Below are 19502 nucleotides of genomic sequence, written 5' to 3' on the forward strand. Positions count from 1 at the left end.
TTTTTCAGGAACGAATATTGATAATTATCAAGCTAACTCTTGAGGGGTAATACTTAGCGATCTAATTCAAAATTCACTGTCGCCGTTTGTCCTGTTTCATCTAATACAATTAATTGATATTTACCCGGCAAATATAATTGCAGTGAATAATTCTTCTGATGCCCGTCCAGCGGTTCGCCATTCAAAAACCACCATCGTTGTCCCTCCCCGCCGCTGGTTGAAACGTTGAGGGTCATATTTTTCTCACCCGGAAGACGTTTAATTACCGCCCCTTCTCTGACGCCTGACAACATCATCGGCGCCGCATTATGATTATCCAGCGGAGGGCAAATAGCTGAACGGGCGGGAAGACGAGCAGCCCGTTTTTCAGCAGCAGGCAGCCAGGGCTCCAGCGGTAGCGGCCAGACATCCAGCACTTTCTCTGTCGCATCAGGACAATCCGCCGCAACGCGTTTGCCTTCTTTATCCAGCCAGACCGGGAAACGGATCCCGCGAATACCTTCCTGTTCCGGCAGCAACAGCGTAGGCGGTTCACTGCCTTCCAGCAGCCAGGTTGACAGCCGACGCCGACAGTTTTCGCTCCCTTCAGGCAGGGACTGGCCCCCCGGCCAGCAAATCACGCCCCGTCCTACGCTTGCAGGACGCGGATCGCGCGGCAGGCGCGCTTCATCCACCATCGAGCGGGACTGAAGCATGTTATTGACCTGATTCAGGAGCGGTACCGCGCTGGCGAAACCAAACTGCCCGGCAACGGGCGTGCCGTCCGGGCGTCCGGTCCAGATTCCAATGACATACCGGGCATTCAGGCCGATGGCCCAGGCATCCCGGTAGCCATAGCTGGTGCCCGTTTTCCACGCCAGCGGCGCAACCTGGGGCAGCGCACTGTCCGGCAGGGGCTGTGCTTCATTAGCGAGAATGCGTCGAATGATCCACGCCGCCCCCTGCGACAGCAGCGGACGTTCGATCAGCGGATCGCCCGGCTGTAAACGCAGCCGGCCCGCCTTACCCTGACGCGCAAAGGCGCTATAGGCGGCAGCGATATCAGCCAGGCGTGCGCCTGCGCCCCCCAGGATCAGAGAGAGGTTGGGCTGTGCCCCCGCAGGCAGAATGAGCGGTAATCCCGCGTTGCTCAGCATTCCGGCAAAACGTTTTGGGCCGTACGCTTCCAGAACCTGCACCGCAGGCAGGTTGAGGGAACGCACCAGGGCTTCGCTCATACTGACTGGCCCATGGAAGCCGCTGTCAAAGTTGCCGGGACGATAATCCCCCGTTTTTCTTGGCACATCCTGTAATAACGAAGCGGGATGGATCAGACCATCGTCCAGCGCCATGCCATAGATGAATGGCTTGAGGACCGATCCCGGCGATCGGATCGCATTGACCATATCCACGTGGCTGAAACGGCTGTCATCATTGATATCTACCGAGCCTACCCAGCCACGCACTTTCATGGATGTATGATCCACGACGATCATCGCCAGTGAACTGCGGGCAGGCAGGCGTGATTTCCAGTTCATTGCCAGCTCTTCAAGCTGTCGTTGCAAAGCTGCATCCAGCGTGGTGACTATTTTTGTGTCACGACTTTTACTCAGCATCATGCGGGAAAAGAGCGGCGCCAGCTGCGGCATCTGCCGGGGAGCCAGCCAGACCGGCTCTTCACGGGACTCTTTCACCTGCTTCTCAGACCAGACGCCCTGAGTCAGCATGCGGTCGAGCACTTTGTTCCGCGCCGCTTCGGCACGTTCCGGCCAGCGGTCCGGGCGCAGACGGCTGGGTGCCTGCGGCAGAACTGCCAGCAGCGCCGCGTCGGAATAGCTCAGCTGAGACGGCGGTTTGCCAAGGTAAGTCCAGCTTGCCGCACCCACGCCCTGCAACGTGCCGCCAAACGGGGCACGGTTAAGATACAGCGTCAGGATTTCACGCTTGGAGAGATGCCACTCCAGCTGCATCGCCCGCCACAGCTGACGAATTTTACCGCCAAAGGTACGCGGATGCGGATCCAGCAGGCGCGCCACCTGCATGGTAAGCGTGCTCCCGCCGGAAACCACTCTCCCGGAGGTGAGATCCTGCCAGGCGGCACGCAGTACAGAAAGCGGATTGACGCCCGGGTGATCCCAGAACCAGCGATCTTCATACTGGATCAGCGCCTCAAGATAGCGTGGGGAAACCTCTTCAATGGTAACCGGATAGCGCCAGATGCCTTCGCTGTCGGCAAAACGCCACAGCGGAACACCCTGCTCATCCACCACCACTCGCGCTGGGTTGACCTCTTTCAGGGGCAACGGCCACACGCGGTCAGCGACGACAATCAGCCCCCCTGAAACGAGAAGCGCTCCCGCCAGCCACAGCCAGCGGGAGCGAATCAGGCGTGCTATCCGCATCTTACGGAACAACGATCAGCGGGCCACTGGCCGCCCCCGTTGCCCGCCACTGCGGAACGTACATGGACTCGACCATCGGAACAGGCACCTGGTAGGTTCCCGGCGTAACGGCACGGGCCAGGTAAACCAGCGTGACCGGCTGACCTTCATTGACCGGCACCGCGGCCACAAAGCGATCGTCGCGGAATTCCATGTGCTGAATATCAGACTGTTGCATCTGATTCAGCAGGTTTTGCACTTCACTGCCGCTGTCCTGCAAGCTGGCGCTGCTGCTCGCCAGATTCTGGTTTTCCAGCTCCAGACCTGCCGGGAGCAGATCCACCACCAGCGCATCCGGCACGTTCTGGCTGGCCTTCACCTCCAGCCACACCAGAACCAGCTCACCGCTCTTCAGAGAAGAGAGCGACTTGCTGCTGCCGTCTGTCGCCAGGATATGACGTTCAATCTGCAAGACATTAGAGGATGGCTGAGGCGCGTACTCCGGATAGCCAGTCGTGTCCAGTCGTACCCACAGCGGCGTAGTGCCGGTATTCGTCACCTGCAAGGCATCAAGCTGGTCGCCGTTCAGGTTTTCTACCTGCGCTTTATCACTGCTCTGGGTCTGTTCAGAGAGGCTGGTCGTTGCCGTCCACGCGCCTGACAAGGTTTGCAGTGAACGTCCGGCCATGAACAGCGCATTGCTCTCCTGGGTAGACAGCCAGCGCTGGCTGAACGCGTCTTCAGATAACGCGTTCAGCAGCCTGTTTTGCGCATCCGGCAGCAGCTTGTACTCTTCCAGCAGGGAGAGCATCAGGGCATTATCACGCAGCTGGCTGCCGTAATCCGCCATCCAGTTTCGGCTGTCGTTACGGGGAGTTTTGAGAGCCAGATCCAGCGCCTGCTGGCTGCGCGGTGCATCCCCCATCAGTTTGAGTGCCATGCCCAGCTGCATCAACGGAAGCCCGGAAGCAGCCTGAGCGTGGCGCTCCCAGATTTCACGCAGCGCACCGAGCGGCGCTTTTTGCTGACGAGCCAGCACCAGCGAAGCGTACGCCTGAACAGCAAATTTGCTGGCCTGGGTGTCGTCGCTGTAGCGGATGGACATCATCCCCGGATCCTGTAAATAGCGCAGCAGTCGGCTGTTGGCGTTATTCACTGCCTCGGCAGGCACGCTGTAACCCTGCTCCCCTGCCCGCACCAGGAAGTCCGTGACATAGGCGGTCAGCCAGTACTCTTCCGGGCCGTTTTTATCCCACAAGGCAAAACCGCCATCGTCACGCTGCATTTGCAGCAGACGGGAGATCCCGATATCAATGGCCGCACGGCGTTTATCGTCGGTATCGCCTTTAATACCCAGTGCCTTAAGTTGTGCCGCGTTGGTGTAAAGCGACGGGAACAGGCCGCTGGTGGTCTGCTCAAGACATCCGTATGGATAAGCCTGAAGTTCACGAATGTAGCGCGCCAGATTTAAAGGTGGTTTACCACTGAGCAACAGCTGCCCCTGTAGCGTGGCAGGCGAGAAACCGTTGATATGCTGTGCTGGGGCACTCCAGGATTCGCCAGGGTTCAGCATCGTGCCCGTATTCACCGTTTGCGCCGGGAATGCGGGACGCACGCCAATTTTCCAGCTCTTCTGCTGCGGCGCAAACGTCTCACCAGGGAGCTGAAGCCCCGACACCTGAGCAGTCACTTCACCATCACCATAGCCTTCCAGGGCGCGCACCGGAATAAACAGGGTGCTACGTGCGCCAGGCGGCAGCTTAACCGGCTCTGGCTGAGCACCTTCGAGCGACAACTTACCGGTTGCGGTTAACGCAATGTTCAGCGTTTGAGGCTGGTCCGTCAGGTTAGTCAGGTCCAGCGTCTGGCGGGAGGTATCGCCACTTGCGAGGAATCGCGGCGTATTAAGCTCGGTGATAATCGGAGCCGCCACAATGATTTTGCTTTCGCTGCTGCCGAAATCGTCTTCCGTCCAGGCCTGCGCCATCAGACGCAGTTCGCCGTTGAAATCGCCAATCGGCAGCGTGATGGTGCCTTCGCCGTTGGCATCAAGCGTAACCGGCTGCGCCTGCTGGGCAATTATGGTGACATGGTTCACCGGTGGCTTACCGCCGCGTTTCAGTTCATCGCCGTCTCCGCCAAAGCGCAGTGCGGCCAGACGTCCCTGACCTTCAATCACCTGGCCGTAAACATCATAGATGTCCGCGCCATAGCGCTTCTGACCGAAGAAAGCTTCCCACGGATCCGGCGTGACGTAGTCGGTAATGTTCAGCACGCCGCTATCGACAGCCGAGACCAGCACGTTCACCTTCTGTGGCACAGCCCCCTCTTTTACGCTGGCTTTCACTTTCACAGAAAGCGTCTGGTTCGGACGCATTTTTTGCGGGTTATCCAGTGCGATGGCCAGGCGACGATTTTCGTCCCCCATTGGCAGATGCAGCAGGCCAACCGCCCGTTTTGGCGTGGCGGATTTGGATTTATCGCCAGGACGAACCACCAGCGTGCTGAGGTAGAGATCGTGACGTTTCCAGTCCTTATCCACCGGAATGGCGAGATCCAGACCGTTTGCTGGCACGTCGATCTCTTTCCACCACAGCGGTCCTTCGCTGGATTCGATCATTGCATAGCCCTTGCCTGCGGCCGGCGCTGCAATATGCAGGTTGATGGTATCGCCTGGCTGATAGGATGGCTTGTCCAGTTTCAGCGTCACACGATCCGGGCGAGCAGCGCCCGTGCCATCGCTGTTATCCTGCCAGCTGTACCCCGCCCAGAAGCGCACGCTGCTGACCATGTCATCAGGGGCTTTCACTTCCAGACGGTATGAGCCCCACTCCACCGGGAAGGTGACTTTACCGGTTTCATCGGCCTTGAGGTTTAGCTCCTGCTCGCCCTCAACCAGATCTTTTTGATCAAACTGAGACTGCCAGCCCTCACTCTCGGACCAGTTCCAGAAGTAGTCGCGACGCTCACGGATCAGACGCACCTGCAAACCAGATACCGCTTTTTTTGTCCCGCTGGCATCGGCATAGACGATGTCAAAGCTGGCGTTGCCGTTTTCATCGACAATCGGCTGATTGACGGTGGTATCGGTACGGTAGTCGTAAACGGCCTTGCTGGCGAACTGTGGGCGGATCCCCGGAAGTTCAGCCGCAGGCCAGATAGTCTGCTCGGCGCGTCGCGTTACCGGACGCCCACCTGATTCCAGCAGGCTGGCCTGCAAAATCAGTTGCAGCGGCGAGTGCGCCTCTTTCCACTGGCTTTCGGTGGTAACCTGCCCACGCCCCTGTTCGTCCAGCGTAAGCTGCACTTCATCCAGGCTGCGGCTCAGGTTCTCCTCGGCAATATCACCGAACTGGAAGCCAGGCAGCGCAGGCACCGCGTCACGTAGCGGACGCAGGAAAAGCTGGCCTTGCAGAGAATTGCCGTTAGCCGGCGCGCCATACAGGTAATAGCCCACAACGTTAAAGTCGACATTATCCTGCGGGGAAACTGGCGTTTTTTGCCCGGTCAGATTCAGCGCCATACGCTCAGGCATAAAATCTTCGACGTGGAAATCCCACATGCGCTGCTGGTTATCGCCCGTATTCGCGCGAATATGCCACATGCCGGTCTGGGCGCCGCTATCGAGCGGATAGTTGAAGCGATAAAGGCCGTTCTCAGGTTGCACAACGACCGTACGCGCCACCTGTCCGTCCGGGCGCAGCACGTCAAGTTTTACCGGCTGATCGGGAAGCGGTTTGCCATCGCTGTCGCGAAGCAGGCCGTTCAGGATCACCGTTTCACCCGGACGATAGAGATCGCGCGGGCCAAACATAAAGAACTGTTTGCTGTAACCCGGGTTACCGGCGATATCAAACTCCGCCAGATCGAGCGCCGGAAGTTTGAGGTCGAGAAGCGTCGTCTGGCCATCTTTACTGGCCAGGATCAGCGCGGCTTCTTTATCGGTTTCCAGTTTCGCATGACCATCGGCGTCGCTGTTCGCCTCGGCCAGGGTCTGCCCTTTATCGTTCAGAAGGGTAATGGCCACACCTGACTGCGCCGCACCGTTTTCAAGACTCTGGGTGAAGATGTCCAGGCGGTTATGATAACGGTGAGCGGACAGCCCAATATCACTTAAGGTAAAGAGCGTCGCGGCGTTACTGTAGTTATAGTGACCAGCCTGATTCATCACGGCGATATAGACGCCAGACTGCTGGAGCGGCTTAATATCTTTGAGCGGCAGGAGCAGTTTTTCACGCGTATTGCGCGCCGGGTTGAGGTCGAAACGGCCGGTGTAGACCAGTTCCGCCATCTTCAGCAGGTTGTCAGATTCCCAGTTGGTCAGCGAGTTACGGTACTCCCACTGGCTGACAAACGAGGCCAGCGACTCCGGCTTCACGCGATAGAAGTTCACATCCACATTGTTGACGTTGAGCGCCATCACCGGCAACCCTTCCACCACCTTACCCGGCAGCAGCGATCCGCGGCTGGCGAATCCGACCGTCGGTTCAACATCCCGGGTGGTGATCGCTTTTTCATAGTCGATGCCGAATGTCGCTTTGTTCAGCGCCAGCAAATTACGTTCGACGGTGACGACCAGATTACGATTCGGCTCCAGATGGCGCAGGCGCAGCTCTTTCAGATTGGGGGCCAGTTCCCAGGCGCCGTCCACTTTGCCGCTTTTTTTATCCACCACATGCACCGTTTTCGCAAAATCCTGGCTGGGATCCAGCGGTACAGAGAAGGTCAGAACCAGCGTCGCAGCGCCGTCGAGTTGCACTTCAGAGGCATCCAGCAGCGTCAACGCCTTGCCCTGACTCTGCGCGGCCAGCTTAGCCAGCTTTTCAGGATCCGGTTTTGCCGGGGTTTTCTGTTCTGATGCAGTAGACGCTGCGGGGGCAGCGGCCTGAGGTTTGTCGTCGCTGTTATCACAGCCGACAAGCGTAAAGGTGGTGAGCAGCGCGAGAGAGATCGCAGCTAAGCGAAACGGTTTCATCCTGTGTCCCTGGCCTGAGGGGCCTGTTGGTCATCGTCCGGATAAGTATTATCCGCAAGTTTCGTTAATACAAAAAGTCCAATTTTATAATCTGGAAAGCACCTCGCAGAATGGCATCACGCAGCCAAACCGTGATGGAACGGCGATCACAGCGCATAACGTCACATGTTACCTTTCGCGTCATTTGTTTTTAAAACAAGAAGATAGCTGGATAAGCTCGCATCAGGCCTGCTAGTTTTATGACCATGACGCACCCCGAGTGCGCGGTTCAATAAGAGAGAAAGCCATGAAACGAGCCGTGAACGCCCTACAAAATTTCGGAAAATCATTGTACGGACCTGTACTTATCTTACCCATCGTCGGCCTGTTTATCGCCTTCGGGAATGTACTGGGTAACGGCAATCTGGCCGAGTACCTGCCGTTTCTCGGCCACCCGCTGATCCAGAGTGTCGGCCAGCTGATCGCCAAATCTGCCGTGTCGGTGCTGGTCAACCTGGCGCTGGTATTTGCCGTCGGGATCCCCATTGGACTGGCAACACGAGACAAAGGCTACGCGGCGTTGATTGGGCTGGTGACCTTTATCGTATTCATTAACGCGATGAACGTGACGTTACAGCTTCAGGGAGAACTGGCCCCTGCGGAACAGATGAAAGCCGCCGGACAAAGCATGGTGCTGGGCGTCCAGGTGCTGGAGATGGGCGTTTTCGCCGGGATCCTGACCGGGGCGCTCTCCGGTTATCTGTACAACAAATATTCCGGTGTCCAGTTTAACGGCGCGATGGCGATTTACTCCGGTCACTGCTTTGTCGCGATTGTGATGCTGCCTGTCTCTATGCTGCTCGGCGTGGTCATGAGCGAACTCTGGCCGTACGCACAGCATGGAATAAGCGCTCTGGCGCTGGCGATCAAAGGGTCCGGTCCGTTTGGCGTGGCGATCTACGGTTTCCTTGAACGCATTCTGGTGCCGACGGGCCTGCATCATCTGGTCTATACGCCGTTCCTGTATACCGAACTGGGCGGTACGCAGGAGGTGTGTGGCGCAACCTATCAGGGCGCGCGCAATATCTACTTCGCCGAGATGGCCTGCCCGGACGTGAAGCAGCTCAGCAGTACCGTGGTGTGGGATGCGCGCGGCATCAGCAAGATGTTCGGCCTTCCTGCCGCCGCGCTGGCGATGTACATGACCGCGAAGCCAGAGCGTAAAGCGATTGCGAAAGCGATTCTGATCCCGGCGGCGCTGACCTCGCTGCTGGTCGGCGTAACCGAGCCGATTGAATTCTCCTTCCTGTTCGTCGCCCCGCTGCTGTTCGTGGTGCATGCGGTGCTGACCGGCATCGGCATGATGCTGTTCTCGCTGTTTGGCGTTCACGCCATCGGCGCCAACGGGATTATCGATTTCATCCTCTACAACCTGCCGCTCGGCACGGAGAAGTCCAACTGGCCCATGTACATCGTGGTCGGGCTGATCATGTTCGCCCTTTATTTCGTGGTATTCCGCTTCCTGATCCTGCGCTTCAACATGAAAACGCCGGGGCGTGAAGATGAGGACCAGGAGACACGCCTTTACAGCAAGCAGGAGTACCAGGCGAAGGGCAATAACGACGAGCTGGGCGAATCCATCGTGGTGGGTCTGGGCGGTCGGGAAAATATAGAGGTAGTGGATAACTGCTACACCCGCTTACGCGTCACGGTGAAGGACGTCGCTATCATCGATGAACCGCGCCTGAAAGCGACCGGCGCGAAAGGGATAATCAAACAAGGTAACAACGTTCAGGTGGTCTACGGGCTGCATGTCAAAAAAATGCGAGAAGCCGTTGAGACGTTTCTCTGAAAGGAGCTAAAGATGTTTACACCCCCATTTATTCTGTCGATTGCCGGCGGCGGTAGCACCTACACGCCAGGTATTGTGAAAAGCCTGATGGTACGTCTGCATGATTTCCCTCTGGCAGAGATCCGCCTGTATGACATTGACGAGGCGCGCCAGAACACCATTGCGCCCGTGGTGGAGAAGGTTATTCGCGACCACAGCCAGAGCATCAAATTCACCGTCACCAGCGACCCGGAAGTGGCCTTCAGCGGCGCGCATTTTGTTTTTGCCCAGATGCGCGTCGGACAGTACAAAATGCGCGAGCAGGATGAAAAGATCCCGCTGCGCCACGGGGTGGTCGGCCAGGAAACCTGCGGACCCGGCGGGCTGGCATATGGCCTGCGTACTATCCTGCCGATGGTAGAGCTGATCGATCGGGTGGAACGCTACGCGCACGAAAAGGCGTGGATCGTGAACTACTCCAACCCGGCGGCGATTGTCGCTGAGGGCGTGCGTCGCCTGCGCCCCAACGCACGCGTGCTGAACATCTGCGATATGCCGGTTGCCGCGATGCGCAATATGGGCGCCATTCTGGGCGTGGATCGCCATAAACTGGAGGTGGACTATTTTGGCCTCAACCATTTCGGCTGGTTTACCCGCGTACGGGTGGACGGCGAGGACAAGCTGCCGGAGCTGCGTAAACATATCGCGAAGTTTGGCCTGCTGACGGAAGATGCCGCGAAAACCGACCCGCAGCACTCGGATCCGTCGTGGGTGAAAACCTGGCGCAACATCAAGCCGATTATGGATAACTTCCCGGAGTACCTGCCGAACCCGTATCTACAGTACTACCTGATGCCAAACCAGATTGTGGAGCATCAGAACCCGGACTATACCCGCGCCAACGAAGTGATGAACGGGCGTGAGAAAAAGCTGTTTGCCGCCGCCGAAGAGTACCAGCGCACCGGAATTTTACCGGACGCCTTCCACGTAGGTGTTCACGGCGAATTTATCGTCGATGTCGCCTGCTCACTGGCGTTCAACCTGCGCCAACGCCATCTGGTGATGGTGGAAAACCGCGGGGCGATTACCAACCTGCCGTACGATGCGGTGGTGGAAGTGCCTGCCTATATCACCTCCGAAGGGCCGGAGCCTGTCCGCGTGGGTCAGGTACCGCTGTTCCACCAGACGCTCCTGCAACAGCAGCTGGCCTCTGAACAGCTGCTGGTTGAGGCAACCATCGAAGGCAGCTACGAGAAAGCGTTGCAGGCGTTCACTCTGAACCGCACCGTGCCGACCATGGAGCACGCGAAAGCGATTCTGGATGAGATGATCGAAGCCAACCGCGACTACTGGCCTGCGCTGCAAAAGGCCTGGCAGGACGGTGAAGCGGTGAAAAAATAGGGGCTTGCTCGCGAGTTGAACGTGGTTAGCTTGTCGGTGTCAGAAAAAACACCGACAATCCTTTTTTACGGAAAAGAATGGAGGCAACCATGTCCACCTCATATTTTGTCGCTGCCGACTGGCTGATTGAGCACGGCGACGACCCGGAAGTTCAGATTATCGACGCGCGCATGGCCCCTCCGGGCCAGGAGCATCGTGACGTTCCCGCTGAATACCGTGCAGGGCACCTGCCTGGCGCGGTATTTTTTGATATCGAAGCCCTCTCCGATCACACCTCTCCCCTGCCGCACATGCTGCCTCGCCCGGAAGCGTTTTCCGTGGCGATGCGCGAGCTGGGCATCAGCAAAGATAAACATCTTGTTGTTTACGATGAAGGTAATCTGTTTTCCGCGCCGCGAGCGTGGTGGATGCTGAAAAACTTCGGCGTGGAAAAGGTATCGATTCTGGCGGGCGGACTTGCAGGCTGGAAGCGCGACGAACTACCGCTTCAGCAGGGTGACGTCACGCTGCCGGAAGGGGAATTTGATGCCACGTTTGACGCTAACGTGGTCAAGCGCCTGACCGACGTGCTGGTCGTGAGCCACGAAAACACGGCGCAAATCGTCGATGCGCGTCCCGCTCCACGTTTCAACGCAGAAGCGGACGAGCCGCGTCCGGGACTGAAACGCGGACATATCCCGGGGGCGCTGAACGTACCGTGGGGCGATCTGGTGTTTGAAGGCGAGCTGAAAACCACCGATGAATTGCGTGCCATTTTTGAACGTCAGGGCGTGGATTTGCATCGTCCGGTTATTGCCAGCTGCGGCTCCGGCGTGACGGCCTGCGTGGTGATCCTGGCGCTGGCAACCCTTGGCGCGAATGACGTGACTCTGTACGACGGCGCCTGGAGTGAATGGGGTGCACGGGACGATCTGCCGGTTGAACCGGCGAAATAATGGATAACCGCCTGGCAACGCTGTTAACGCGCGGATCGTCGCTGACTCGCGCGGAGTATCGCGTCCTCGCCCACCTCACTGAGCATCCATTGCTGGTGGGCAACATCACGGTGCGCGAGCTGGCGCAGGCGACATTTGTCTCTACCGCGACGATTATGCGGCTGTGTCAGAAGCTGGGGTTTAGCGGCTTTAGCGAGTTTATCTGGCACTGCAAGCAGCTGCTTTCTGACACGCCGCATATCACCGTACAGCCTGAGCAACATGCGGAAATGCCCGCGCTTTTTACCCGGTTCGTTGCCAACTATCAGCAGACCTTCCAGTGGGTCACTCAGGACAAACGCCAGCAGTTTGCCAGCCTGCTGCGCCAGAAAGAGAGCTTCTTTCTCTACGGCGCCGGGTTTTCGTACCTTTTTGCCGAGTACCTGACCAAGAAGTTGCAGGTGCTGGGAAAAACGGCGTTCATCTCCGGGCCGGGAGACAGCCGGAATATTTTTCTCAGCAACGCCGCGCGCTATCAGGTGTTTATTGCCGTTTCACGCAGCGGCGAAACGGAGCAGGTACTGGATAAAGCGCGGATCGCCAAAAACGTCGGCATGACGATCGTCGCCTTTACCCGCGCGTCGGCCAATACGCTGGCAGGCATGGCGGACGTGCATTTTGCCCTCTATGACGAAGCGGTACATTTCGCCGCCGAAGCCGCAGGGGTAACGTCGTTTGAGTCGAATCTGGTGCTGCTGATGGATTTACTGCTGCTGGAAGCAACGGGGTGAAGGTCACCCCGCCGTAATCAGATAATGCGGTTGGTCTTGAGATCGCGCAGGAAGCCGCCCCAGCGACGCTCGTAGAACGGGGTGATGTGCTCGGTAATAAAGTGGCTGATCCCCTTCTCACCTTTCTTCACCTGACAGATATCAATCGGCTCATCGCCCGGCAGGGTGTCGGTTGCCACGCTTCCCGCTGCCTGGATGATCTCGTCGATATCGCCGTCGGCCTCAATCCCTATCAGCAGAACAGGCTTTTCGTCAGCGCTCTCTTTGATGGAGCAGAGAAACGCGCGTTTTACCGGCTTGATGGTTTTAAACAGCGTGGTCAGGGAGTCAATCATCTGCGCGGGCGGCTCGGCCACTTCAGACAGCAGCAGCGTTTCGCCCCCTTCCAGCACCTCCTGAGTGCTGAGCGGGTTGCCCTCGTCACCAATCAGGTGGCTGATTTCGCGCGGAGTAAACTCTTTCCCGGTCGGCAGTTTGGCGTTGAGGAACAGCGTCTGCCCCAGGGTCATTTCGAACAACGTGCGCACCGGCATCACCACGAACGCCTGTTCGTCTTCTACCGCTTCCTGCAAGGCCTCGAGCGAAGTAAAGAACGGGATCACCGAGGTGCCGTCGTCTTTCTCCCAGTGCAGCAGATCCAGCGCGCTGTCTTCGACAACCTGCTCCCCTTCCGCCGCGGTGCCCGGCACCCAGACGGTGGATTCCAGCAGCGTGCGGAAAAAGGCCGGACGGTGGGCGGGTTCGGTCGCCGCCTGCTCCAGCAGGGTTTCTAATTCGTTTTTGGTTTCTGACATAGTTTGGCTACTTCAAAAAACGCCGGGTGGCGCTTCGCTGACCCGGCCTACAAAACCGTAGGCCCGTGCAAGCGCAGCGCCGCCGGGCAATACGATGACTCCGAAGGCGCGCGTAAGCGTAGCGCTACCCGGCAAAAAAGATCACTCAGCCGTCAGCAGGTTCGCCACGGTACGCACGCCCAGACCGGTCGCACCCGCAGACCAATGCTCAACCGCCGCTTTACGGTAGGTTGCGGAGCAGTCAATGTGCAGCCAGCCTTCATGGTAGTTCTCAACGAAGTGAGACAGGAAGCCTGCTGCGGTGCTTGCCCCCGCCGGGTACGCCGCGCTCGCGGTGTTGTTCAGCTCGGCGAAGTTGGACGGCAGCTGGCTGCGGTGGAACTCGGCCAGCGGCAGACGCCAGAACGGTTCGTTTTCCGCCGCCGCGCTGGCCAGCAGGCGAGCGGCCAGCTTGTCGTCGAAGCTGAACAGGGCGTGATAGTCGTTACCCAGCGCCGTTTTCGCCGCGCCGGTCAGGGTTGCCATGTCGATAATCAGCTCCGGCTTCTGCGCAGAGGCGTCGATCAGGCCATCGGCCAGCACCAGACGGCCTTCGGCGTCGGTGTTCATCACCTCAACGTTTTTACCGTTGCGGTAGCGAATGATGTCGCCCAGCTTGAAGGCGTTGCCGCTCACCATGTTGTCCGCGCAGCATAGGTAGAGCTTCACGCGCTTGTTCAGGCCACGGGTGATGGCGAACGCCAGCGCGCCGGTAATGGTGGCCGCACCGCCCATGTCGGACTTCATGGAATCCATGAACGAGCTCTGCTTCAGGCTGTAGCCGCCGGTGTCGAAAGTGATGCCTTTTCCGACCAGACAGGCAAAGACCGGCGCTTCTTTATCGCCGGTTGGGTTGTAATCCAGCGCCAGCAGGACCGGAGGACGCTCGGAGCCACGGCCCACGGTGTGAATGCCCATGTAGTTTTGCTCGCGCAGGTCTTCACCTTTGGTGATGCGGTAAGACATCTTGTCGCCCGCTACGCCCCACAGCAGGTCAACCGCGCGCTGCGCCAGCTGCTCAGGGCCTAACTCTTCCGCCGGGGCGTTGATGGTGTCGCGCACCCAGTCGATGATTTGCAGGCGGCTTTCCAGCTCTTTCTGACCGGCTTCGTCGAGGTTCGCCCACTCGATTTTGCGGGTGCCTTTCGGGCCTTTGTAGCCTGCCCAGAACGCCCAGCTGCGGTCGGTGTCCCAGCTTTCGCCTTCCAGCGACACATGCTTAATGCCAAGGCCGTCAATTTTACGCGCGGCGCGCTGGATCAGGCCCAAATCATCATTGCCCGTCAGGTGCAGGGTAATACCGTCGTTGTTGATGCTGTAGGTGGCTTTTTCGCCCCAGCGTGCGTCGGCTGGCTGCGTGGAGAGCGTAATCTTCATCGCTTCGGTCATTTTATTTATCCTTATTAGCAACTAGCAAACGGGCCGCCTGAAGGCAGCCCGTTTATGTTATCTATTCTGCTTCATCTAACCAGACTAACAGAATCGCCTCCAGAATTTTTTCATTGGATGCGTTTGGATCGTCGTCAAAATCTTCCAGATCGCAAATCCACTGATGCATATCGGTGAATCGTACGGTCTTCGGATCGAGATCCGGGTTCGCGTCGTAGAGCGCTTCGCCGATTTCACGGCTGTCTGTCCACTTCAGTCCCATATCAATGCTCGCGTGCGTGGTTGATGGTGTAGCGTGGGAATTCCACGACCAGATCTTCATCGGTCACCGCGGCCTGGCAGCTCAGGCGGCTGTCTGGCTCCAGACCCCATGCTTTATCCAGCATGTCGTCTTCGTCTTCGGTGCTCTCGGCGAGAGAGTCGAAACCTTCACGCACGATGCAGTGGCACGTTGTGCAGGCACAGGATTTTTCACAGGCGTGTTCCACTTCGATACCTGCACGCAGGGCTACATCGAGAATGGTTTCACCGGTCTTCGCTTCCAGAACAGCGCCATCCGGACAGAGGTCCGCATGAGGCAAAATTACAATCTTTGGCATATTAAACCTCGTCCACGGACTGGCCTTTCAGCGCGACGCGGACAGATTTGTCCATGCGGCGAGCAGCGAAGTCCTGGGTTTGTTTATCAACGTTTTTAATGGCTTCTTCTATTGCGTCAGCGTCATTGCCTTCGGCGACTGCGCTTAAGCGCGCGGCAGCGTCGTCAATCACCTGGCGCTCAGCGGCGCTTAACAGCGCGGCATCGGCAGCGAGTGCGCCGTTCAGGCTTTCCAGCACGCGTGCGGCTTCCACTTTTTGTTCGGCCAGCATACGCGCCTTCACATCCTGCTCGGCGTAGCTCATTGAGTCCTGAATCATGGAGGCGATTTCGCCATCGGTCAGGCCGTAGGACGGCTTCACCTGGATGGACGATTCCACGCCGGTCGATTTTTCCATCGCCGTAACGCTCAGCAGGCCGTCCGCATCCACCTGGAAGGTGACGCGAATATGCGCCCCGCCCGCTGGCAACGCCGGAATTCCGCGCAGCGCAAAGCGCGCCAGAGAGCGGCAGTCCTGCACCAGCTCGCGCTCGCCCTGCATCACGTGGATGGACATCGCGGTCTGGCCGTCTTTGAAGGTAGTAAACTCCTGCGCGCGCGCCACCGGAATGGTGGTGTTACGCGGAATGACTTTCTCCACCAGGCCGCCCATGGTTTCTAAACCCAGAGACAGCGGGATGACGTCCAGCAGCAGCATTTCGCTGTCCGGCTTGTTGCCGACCAGGATATCGGCCTGGATAGCGGCGCCCACGGCAACTACTTTGTCCGGGTCGATAGAGGTCAGCGGCGTGCGGCCAAAGAATTCGCCCACGCGCTCGCGCACCAGCGGCACGCGGGTTGAGCCGCCAACCATGGCCACTTCCAGCACCTCGCTGGCCTCCACGCCCGCATCTTTCAATGCGCGACGGCAGGCCAGCAGGGTACGCTTAACCAGAGGCGCGATCAGTTCGCTGAACTGATTGCGGGTGATCTCACCCTGCCAGCCCGCAACGTTAACCGTGACCGATTGCGCGTCGCTCAGGGCGATTTTGGCGTCGATGGCCGCATCCAGCAGTTCACGCTGTACGCGCGCATCGCTGCGATCGCTGATGCCCGCCTGCTCGCGGATGTAGTCTGCCAGCAGATGGTCGAAGTCATCGCCGCCGAGCGCGGAATCCCCGCCGGTCGCCAGCACTTCGAACACGCCGCGGCTCAGGCGCAGGATTGAAATATCAAACGTCCCGCCGCCGAGATCGTAAACCGCAATCACCCCTTCCTGACCGGAATCGAGGCCGTAGGCAATGGCCGCCGCCGTCGGTTCGTTCAGCAGACGCAGCACATGCAGGCCCGCCAGACGCGCAGCGTCTTTGGTGCCCTGACGCTGTGCATCGTCGAAGTAGGCCGGAACGGTGATTACCACGCCGTCGAGATCGCCGCCGAGTGTCGCCGTGGCGCGCGCCGCCAGCGCTTTGAGGATGTCAGCAGAAACGCGAATCGGGTTCAGCAGACCGGCAGACGTCGCGATCATCGGCAGGCCGTTTTCGCTGGCCTGTAGCTGATACGGCAGATGCGGGTAACGGGTCTGGATATCAGCCAGCGAGCGGCCCATCATGCGCTTAACCGAGCTGATGGTGTTGGCCGGATCGCGCGCGGCGTTGGTGCGGGCATCAAACCCGACCGCGTGACCCTGCTGCTGGTAGTGGACCACGGAAGGCAGCAGATGGCGGCCCTGCTCGTCAGCCAGCGTTTCCGCCTGGCCGCTGCGCACGGTCGCCACGAGGGAATTGGTGGTGCCCAGGTCAATACCGACCGCCAGACGACGCTGGTGCGGTGCGGCGCTTAAGCCTGGCTCACTAATTTGTAATAAGGCCATAATTGCTTCCGAAATTAAAAATCGAGCAGCTTTTCTTCGAGTTGTTCAGCACTGCTTCGCAGTTTATCGAGAAAACGGAGTTTGCGCACAGTGTCTGCCGCCACGTCCCAGGTCTCGTTGTTCAGTTGCTCCACCATCTGCTGATGGCGGGTATCGAACATGCCCTTTACGCGCGTGATAAAGCTTTCCAGGCGCGCTTCGTCTTTAGCCTGTTCAATTTCATCCAGCTCTTCGCGCAGCTCCAGCTGTTCCATCAGAAAGGCGGTGTCGCGCACGGTATGCTGTTCGCTCGCCAGATCGAAACCGTGGAGCGAGAGCAGATATTCTGCACGCGCCAGCGGATGACGCAGCGTTTGCCAGGCCTGGTTGATGGTTGCGGAGTGTGATACCGCAGCCAGCTGCTCTGCCTGCGTCCCGCTGGCGAATTTATCCGGATGGTACTGACGCTGGAGATCCTGAAAACGGACCGTCAGCGCCTGGAGATCGATCGGGTATTGAGCGGGTAGTCCGAAGAGAGTGAAGTAATCCATAACAATCTCAGGGGTAGCCTGTTAGAACAAACCCCACGCGTAGCAAAGCCACGGTGGGGTTTCGGATGACGCGCGGTTAAACGTGGAAGCTTTCGCCGCAACCACACTCGTCTTTGACGTTCGGATTCGTGAATTTGAACCCTTCGTTCAGGCCTTCTTTTACGAAGTCCAGCTGAGTGCCGTTGAGGAATTGCAGGCTTTTGCCATCGACCACCACCTTCACGCCCTTGTCTTCAAACACGGTGTCATCAGACGCCGGTTCGTCAACAAACTCCAGTACGTAAGCCATACCAGAACAGCCGGAGGTACGTACGCCCAGTCGCAGGCCAAAGCCTTTACCACGGTTCGCCAGAAAAGAGCTTACTCGCGCGGCAGCGCTGTCGCTAAGGGTAATCGACATACTCAAACCTCAATTATTTTGCTTCACGTTTGCTTTTGTAATCCGCAATGGCGGCTTTGATCGCGTCTTCTGCCAGAATTGAGCAGTGAATTTTCACCGGCGGCAGTTCGAGTTCTTCAGCAATATCCGTGTTCTTGATTGCCTGTGCTTCGTCCAGAGACTTGCCCTTCACCCATTCGGTGACCAGGGAGCTGGACGCGATAGCTGAACCGCAGCCGTAGGTCTTGAAGCGCGCGTCTTCAATGATACCTTCATTGTTGACTTTAATCTGCAACTTCATCACGTCGCCACATGCCGGTGCACCGACCATGCCGCTACCGACAGATTCATCGCTGTTGTCAAAAGAGCCAACGTTGCGCGGGTTCTCGTAATGATCGATAACTTTTTCGCTGTATGCCATGATTGAATTCTCCTTATGTACCGATTAGTGATGTGACCATTCAATGCTGTTCAGATCCACGCCCTGCTTGAACATTTCCCACAGTGGAGAAAGGTCGCGCAGACGGCCAATGGAGTTACGAACCAGTTTGATGGTGTAGTCAATCTCTTCTTCGGTAGTAAAACGACCTAAAGAGAAACGGATAGAGCTGTGTGCCAGCTCGTCAGTCATACCCAGCGCGCGCAGCACGTAGGATGGCTCCAGGCTTGCAGACGTACAGGCAGAACCGGAAGAAACCGCCAGGTCTTTCAGCGCCATGATCAGCGACTCGCCTTCAACATAGTTGAAGCTGACGTTGAGGATGTTTGGCGCGCCCTGCTCGAGATCGCCGTTCAGATACACTTCTTCCATATCTTTCACGCCGTCCCACAGACGGTTACGCAGCGTACGCAGGCGTGCCATCTCGGTTTCCATCTCTTCTTTTGCAATGCGATACGCTTCGCCCATGCCCACGATCTGGTGAACAGGCAGCGTACCGGAACGCATGCCGCGCTCGTGACCACCGCCGTGCATCTGTGCTTCGATGCGGATACGTGGCTTACGACGAACGTACAGCGCGCCGATACCTTTCGGACCATAGATTTTGTGACCGGAGAAGGACATCAGGTCCACTTTCAGCTGGCTCAGGTCGATAGGCAGTTTGCCCACGCTCTGGGTCGCATCCACGTGGTAGATGATGCCGCGCGCACGGCACATTTCGCCGATGGTTGCGATGTCCTGCACAACGCCGATTTCGTTGTTAACGTGCATGATGGAAACCAGAATGGTGTCATCACGCATGGCCGCTTCGAGCTCTTTCAGGTCGATGATCCCGTTGCTCTGCGGCGCCAGGTAAGTCACTTCGAACCCTTCACGCTCCAGCTGACGGCAGGTGTCCAGCACGGCTTTGTGTTCGGTTTTGCTGGTGATAATGTGCTTGCCTTTTTTCTGATAAAAGTTGGCAGCACCTTTGATCGCCAGGTTGTCGGATTCGGTCGCACCGGAGGTGAAAACAATTTCACGCGGGTCGGCACCGACCAGGTCAGCAATCTGATTACGGGCGATATCAACCGCCTCTTCAGCATGCCAGCCAAAACGGTGAGAACGGGAAGCTGGGTTACCAAAGTTTCCGTCCAGGGTCAGACACTGCATCATTTTCTCGGCAACACGCGGGTCCACCGGCGTGGTTGCGGAGTAATCGAGATAAATCGGTAATTTCATTGCTCTATA

Annotated in this window: 15 protein-coding genes; 4 read left to right on the forward strand and 11 right to left on the reverse strand. The window is 58.0% G+C overall.

Features of this window, described 5'->3' with window-relative positions; genetic code table 11:
* Nucleotides 1-53 precede the first annotated feature (53 nt).
* Together pbpC and ACQG1Y_RS16640 are read right to left on the reverse strand one after the other, a co-directional pair.
* Entirely contained in the window at nucleotides 54-2381 is a 2328-nt protein-coding gene (gene pbpC, locus ACQG1Y_RS16635) for a peptidoglycan glycosyltransferase PbpC (RefSeq protein ID WP_023295146.1), read from the reverse strand.
* Between the two features lies 1 nt (nucleotide 2382).
* Entirely contained in the window at nucleotides 2383-7335 is a 4953-nt protein-coding gene (locus tag ACQG1Y_RS16640; protein WP_252013565.1) for an alpha-2-macroglobulin family protein, read from the reverse strand.
* Nucleotides 7336-7621: 286 nt separating this feature from the next.
* Here ACQG1Y_RS16640 and ACQG1Y_RS16645 point away from each other — a divergent pair, with 286 nt between their 5' ends.
* The 4 genes from ACQG1Y_RS16645 to ACQG1Y_RS16660 all read left to right on the forward strand — a co-directional run bounded on the left by ACQG1Y_RS16645 (nucleotide 7622) and on the right by ACQG1Y_RS16660 (nucleotide 12251).
* A complete protein-coding gene (locus tag ACQG1Y_RS16645; RefSeq protein WP_017692920.1) occupies nucleotides 7622-9166 on the forward strand; it encodes a PTS transporter subunit EIIC in 1545 nt (514 codons plus the stop codon).
* 12 nt (nucleotides 9167-9178) lie between these two features.
* The gene (locus tag ACQG1Y_RS16650) at nucleotides 9179-10546 is read left to right on the forward strand and encodes a 6-phospho-alpha-glucosidase (protein ID WP_017692919.1); all 1368 of its coding nucleotides are present in this window, start codon (nucleotides 9179-9181) and stop codon (nucleotides 10544-10546) included.
* An 89-nt stretch (nucleotides 10547-10635) separates the two neighbouring features.
* Nucleotides 10636-11481 (forward strand): 3-mercaptopyruvate sulfurtransferase, encoded by an 846-nt coding sequence (gene sseA, locus ACQG1Y_RS16655; RefSeq protein ID WP_017383536.1) that lies wholly within the window; start codon nucleotides 10636-10638, stop codon nucleotides 11479-11481.
* The gene (locus tag ACQG1Y_RS16660) at nucleotides 11481-12251 is read left to right on the forward strand and encodes a MurR/RpiR family transcriptional regulator (protein WP_015572161.1); all 771 of its coding nucleotides are present in this window, start codon (nucleotides 11481-11483) and stop codon (nucleotides 12249-12251) included. Before sseA ends, ACQG1Y_RS16660 begins: the two co-directional genes overlap by 1 nt.
* 17 nt (nucleotides 12252-12268) lie before the next feature.
* On the opposite strand, the gene sseB is transcribed toward ACQG1Y_RS16660, so the two are convergent.
* The 9 genes from sseB to iscS form a co-directional block, all read right to left on the reverse strand.
* Nucleotides 12269-13045, reverse strand: coding sequence for an enhanced serine sensitivity protein SseB (gene sseB / locus ACQG1Y_RS16665; RefSeq protein WP_023325069.1), 777 nt, complete (start codon nucleotides 13043-13045; stop codon nucleotides 12269-12271).
* Nucleotides 13046-13186: 141 nt separating this feature from the next.
* The gene (pepB, locus tag ACQG1Y_RS16670) at nucleotides 13187-14473 is read right to left on the reverse strand and encodes an aminopeptidase PepB (protein WP_126495552.1); all 1287 of its coding nucleotides are present in this window, start codon (nucleotides 14471-14473) and stop codon (nucleotides 13187-13189) included.
* Between the two features lie 61 nt (nucleotides 14474-14534).
* A complete protein-coding gene (iscX, locus tag ACQG1Y_RS16675) occupies nucleotides 14535-14735 on the reverse strand; it encodes a Fe-S cluster assembly protein IscX (protein WP_003860650.1) in 201 nt (66 codons plus the stop codon).
* A gap of 1 nt (nucleotide 14736) precedes the next feature.
* A complete protein-coding gene (gene fdx / locus ACQG1Y_RS16680; RefSeq protein ID WP_003860652.1) occupies nucleotides 14737-15072 on the reverse strand; it encodes an ISC system 2Fe-2S type ferredoxin in 336 nt (111 codons plus the stop codon).
* A 1-nt stretch (nucleotide 15073) separates the two neighbouring features.
* Nucleotides 15074-16924 (reverse strand): Fe-S protein assembly chaperone HscA, encoded by a 1851-nt coding sequence (hscA, locus tag ACQG1Y_RS16685; protein ID WP_332999434.1) that lies wholly within the window; start codon nucleotides 16922-16924, stop codon nucleotides 15074-15076.
* A gap of 14 nt (nucleotides 16925-16938) precedes the next feature.
* Complete coding sequence (gene hscB, locus ACQG1Y_RS16690) at nucleotides 16939-17454, reverse strand: co-chaperone HscB (RefSeq protein ID WP_003860657.1); 516 nt, start codon at nucleotides 17452-17454, stop codon at nucleotides 16939-16941.
* Nucleotides 17455-17530: 76 nt separating this feature from the next.
* Nucleotides 17531-17854, reverse strand: a complete 324-nt coding sequence (iscA, locus tag ACQG1Y_RS16695) for an iron-sulfur cluster assembly protein IscA (protein ID WP_003860659.1) — start codon at nucleotides 17852-17854, stop codon at nucleotides 17531-17533.
* 13 nt (nucleotides 17855-17867) lie between these two features.
* On the reverse strand, nucleotides 17868-18254 hold the full coding sequence (gene iscU / locus ACQG1Y_RS16700; RefSeq protein ID WP_003860661.1) for a Fe-S cluster assembly scaffold IscU: 387 nt from the start codon (nucleotides 18252-18254) through the stop codon (nucleotides 17868-17870).
* A gap of 24 nt (nucleotides 18255-18278) precedes the next feature.
* The gene (gene iscS, locus ACQG1Y_RS16705) at nucleotides 18279-19493 is read right to left on the reverse strand and encodes a cysteine desulfurase (protein ID WP_003860663.1); all 1215 of its coding nucleotides are present in this window, start codon (nucleotides 19491-19493) and stop codon (nucleotides 18279-18281) included.
* Nucleotides 19494-19502: the final 9 nt, after the last annotated feature.

Origin of the sequence: Enterobacter cloacae complex sp. 397G4 (assembly GCF_050031515.1) — a bacterium.
Taxonomy (GTDB): domain Bacteria; phylum Pseudomonadota; class Gammaproteobacteria; order Enterobacterales; family Enterobacteriaceae; genus Enterobacter; species Enterobacter hormaechei_C.

Bases quoted from the DNA above. Each gene is read 5' to 3' on its own strand.
- pbpC (WP_023295146.1), bottom strand. From the start codon at position 2,381: ATGCGGATAGCACGCCTGATTCGCTCCCGCTGGCTGTGGCTGGCGGGA.
- ACQG1Y_RS16640 (WP_252013565.1), bottom strand. From the start codon at position 7,335: ATGAAACCGTTTCGCTTAGCTGCGATCTCTCTCGCGCTGCTCACCACC.
- ACQG1Y_RS16645 (WP_017692920.1), top strand. From the start codon at position 7,622: ATGAAACGAGCCGTGAACGCCCTACAAAATTTCGGAAAATCATTGTAC.
- ACQG1Y_RS16650 (WP_017692919.1), top strand. From the start codon at position 9,179: ATGTTTACACCCCCATTTATTCTGTCGATTGCCGGCGGCGGTAGCACC.
- sseA (WP_017383536.1), top strand. From the start codon at position 10,636: ATGTCCACCTCATATTTTGTCGCTGCCGACTGGCTGATTGAGCACGGC.
- ACQG1Y_RS16660 (WP_015572161.1), top strand. From the start codon at position 11,481: ATGGATAACCGCCTGGCAACGCTGTTAACGCGCGGATCGTCGCTGACT.
- sseB (WP_023325069.1), bottom strand. From the start codon at position 13,045: ATGTCAGAAACCAAAAACGAATTAGAAACCCTGCTGGAGCAGGCGGCG.
- pepB (WP_126495552.1), bottom strand. From the start codon at position 14,473: ATGACCGAAGCGATGAAGATTACGCTCTCCACGCAGCCAGCCGACGCA.
- iscX (WP_003860650.1), bottom strand. From the start codon at position 14,735: ATGGGACTGAAGTGGACAGACAGCCGTGAAATCGGCGAAGCGCTCTAC.
- fdx (WP_003860652.1), bottom strand. From the start codon at position 15,072: ATGCCAAAGATTGTAATTTTGCCTCATGCGGACCTCTGTCCGGATGGC.
- hscA (WP_332999434.1), bottom strand. From the start codon at position 16,924: ATGGCCTTATTACAAATTAGTGAGCCAGGCTTAAGCGCCGCACCGCAC.
- hscB (WP_003860657.1), bottom strand. From the start codon at position 17,454: ATGGATTACTTCACTCTCTTCGGACTACCCGCTCAATACCCGATCGAT.
- iscA (WP_003860659.1), bottom strand. From the start codon at position 17,854: ATGTCGATTACCCTTAGCGACAGCGCTGCCGCGCGAGTAAGCTCTTTT.
- iscU (WP_003860661.1), bottom strand. From the start codon at position 18,254: ATGGCATACAGCGAAAAAGTTATCGATCATTACGAGAACCCGCGCAAC.
- iscS (WP_003860663.1), bottom strand. From the start codon at position 19,493: ATGAAATTACCGATTTATCTCGATTACTCCGCAACCACGCCGGTGGAC.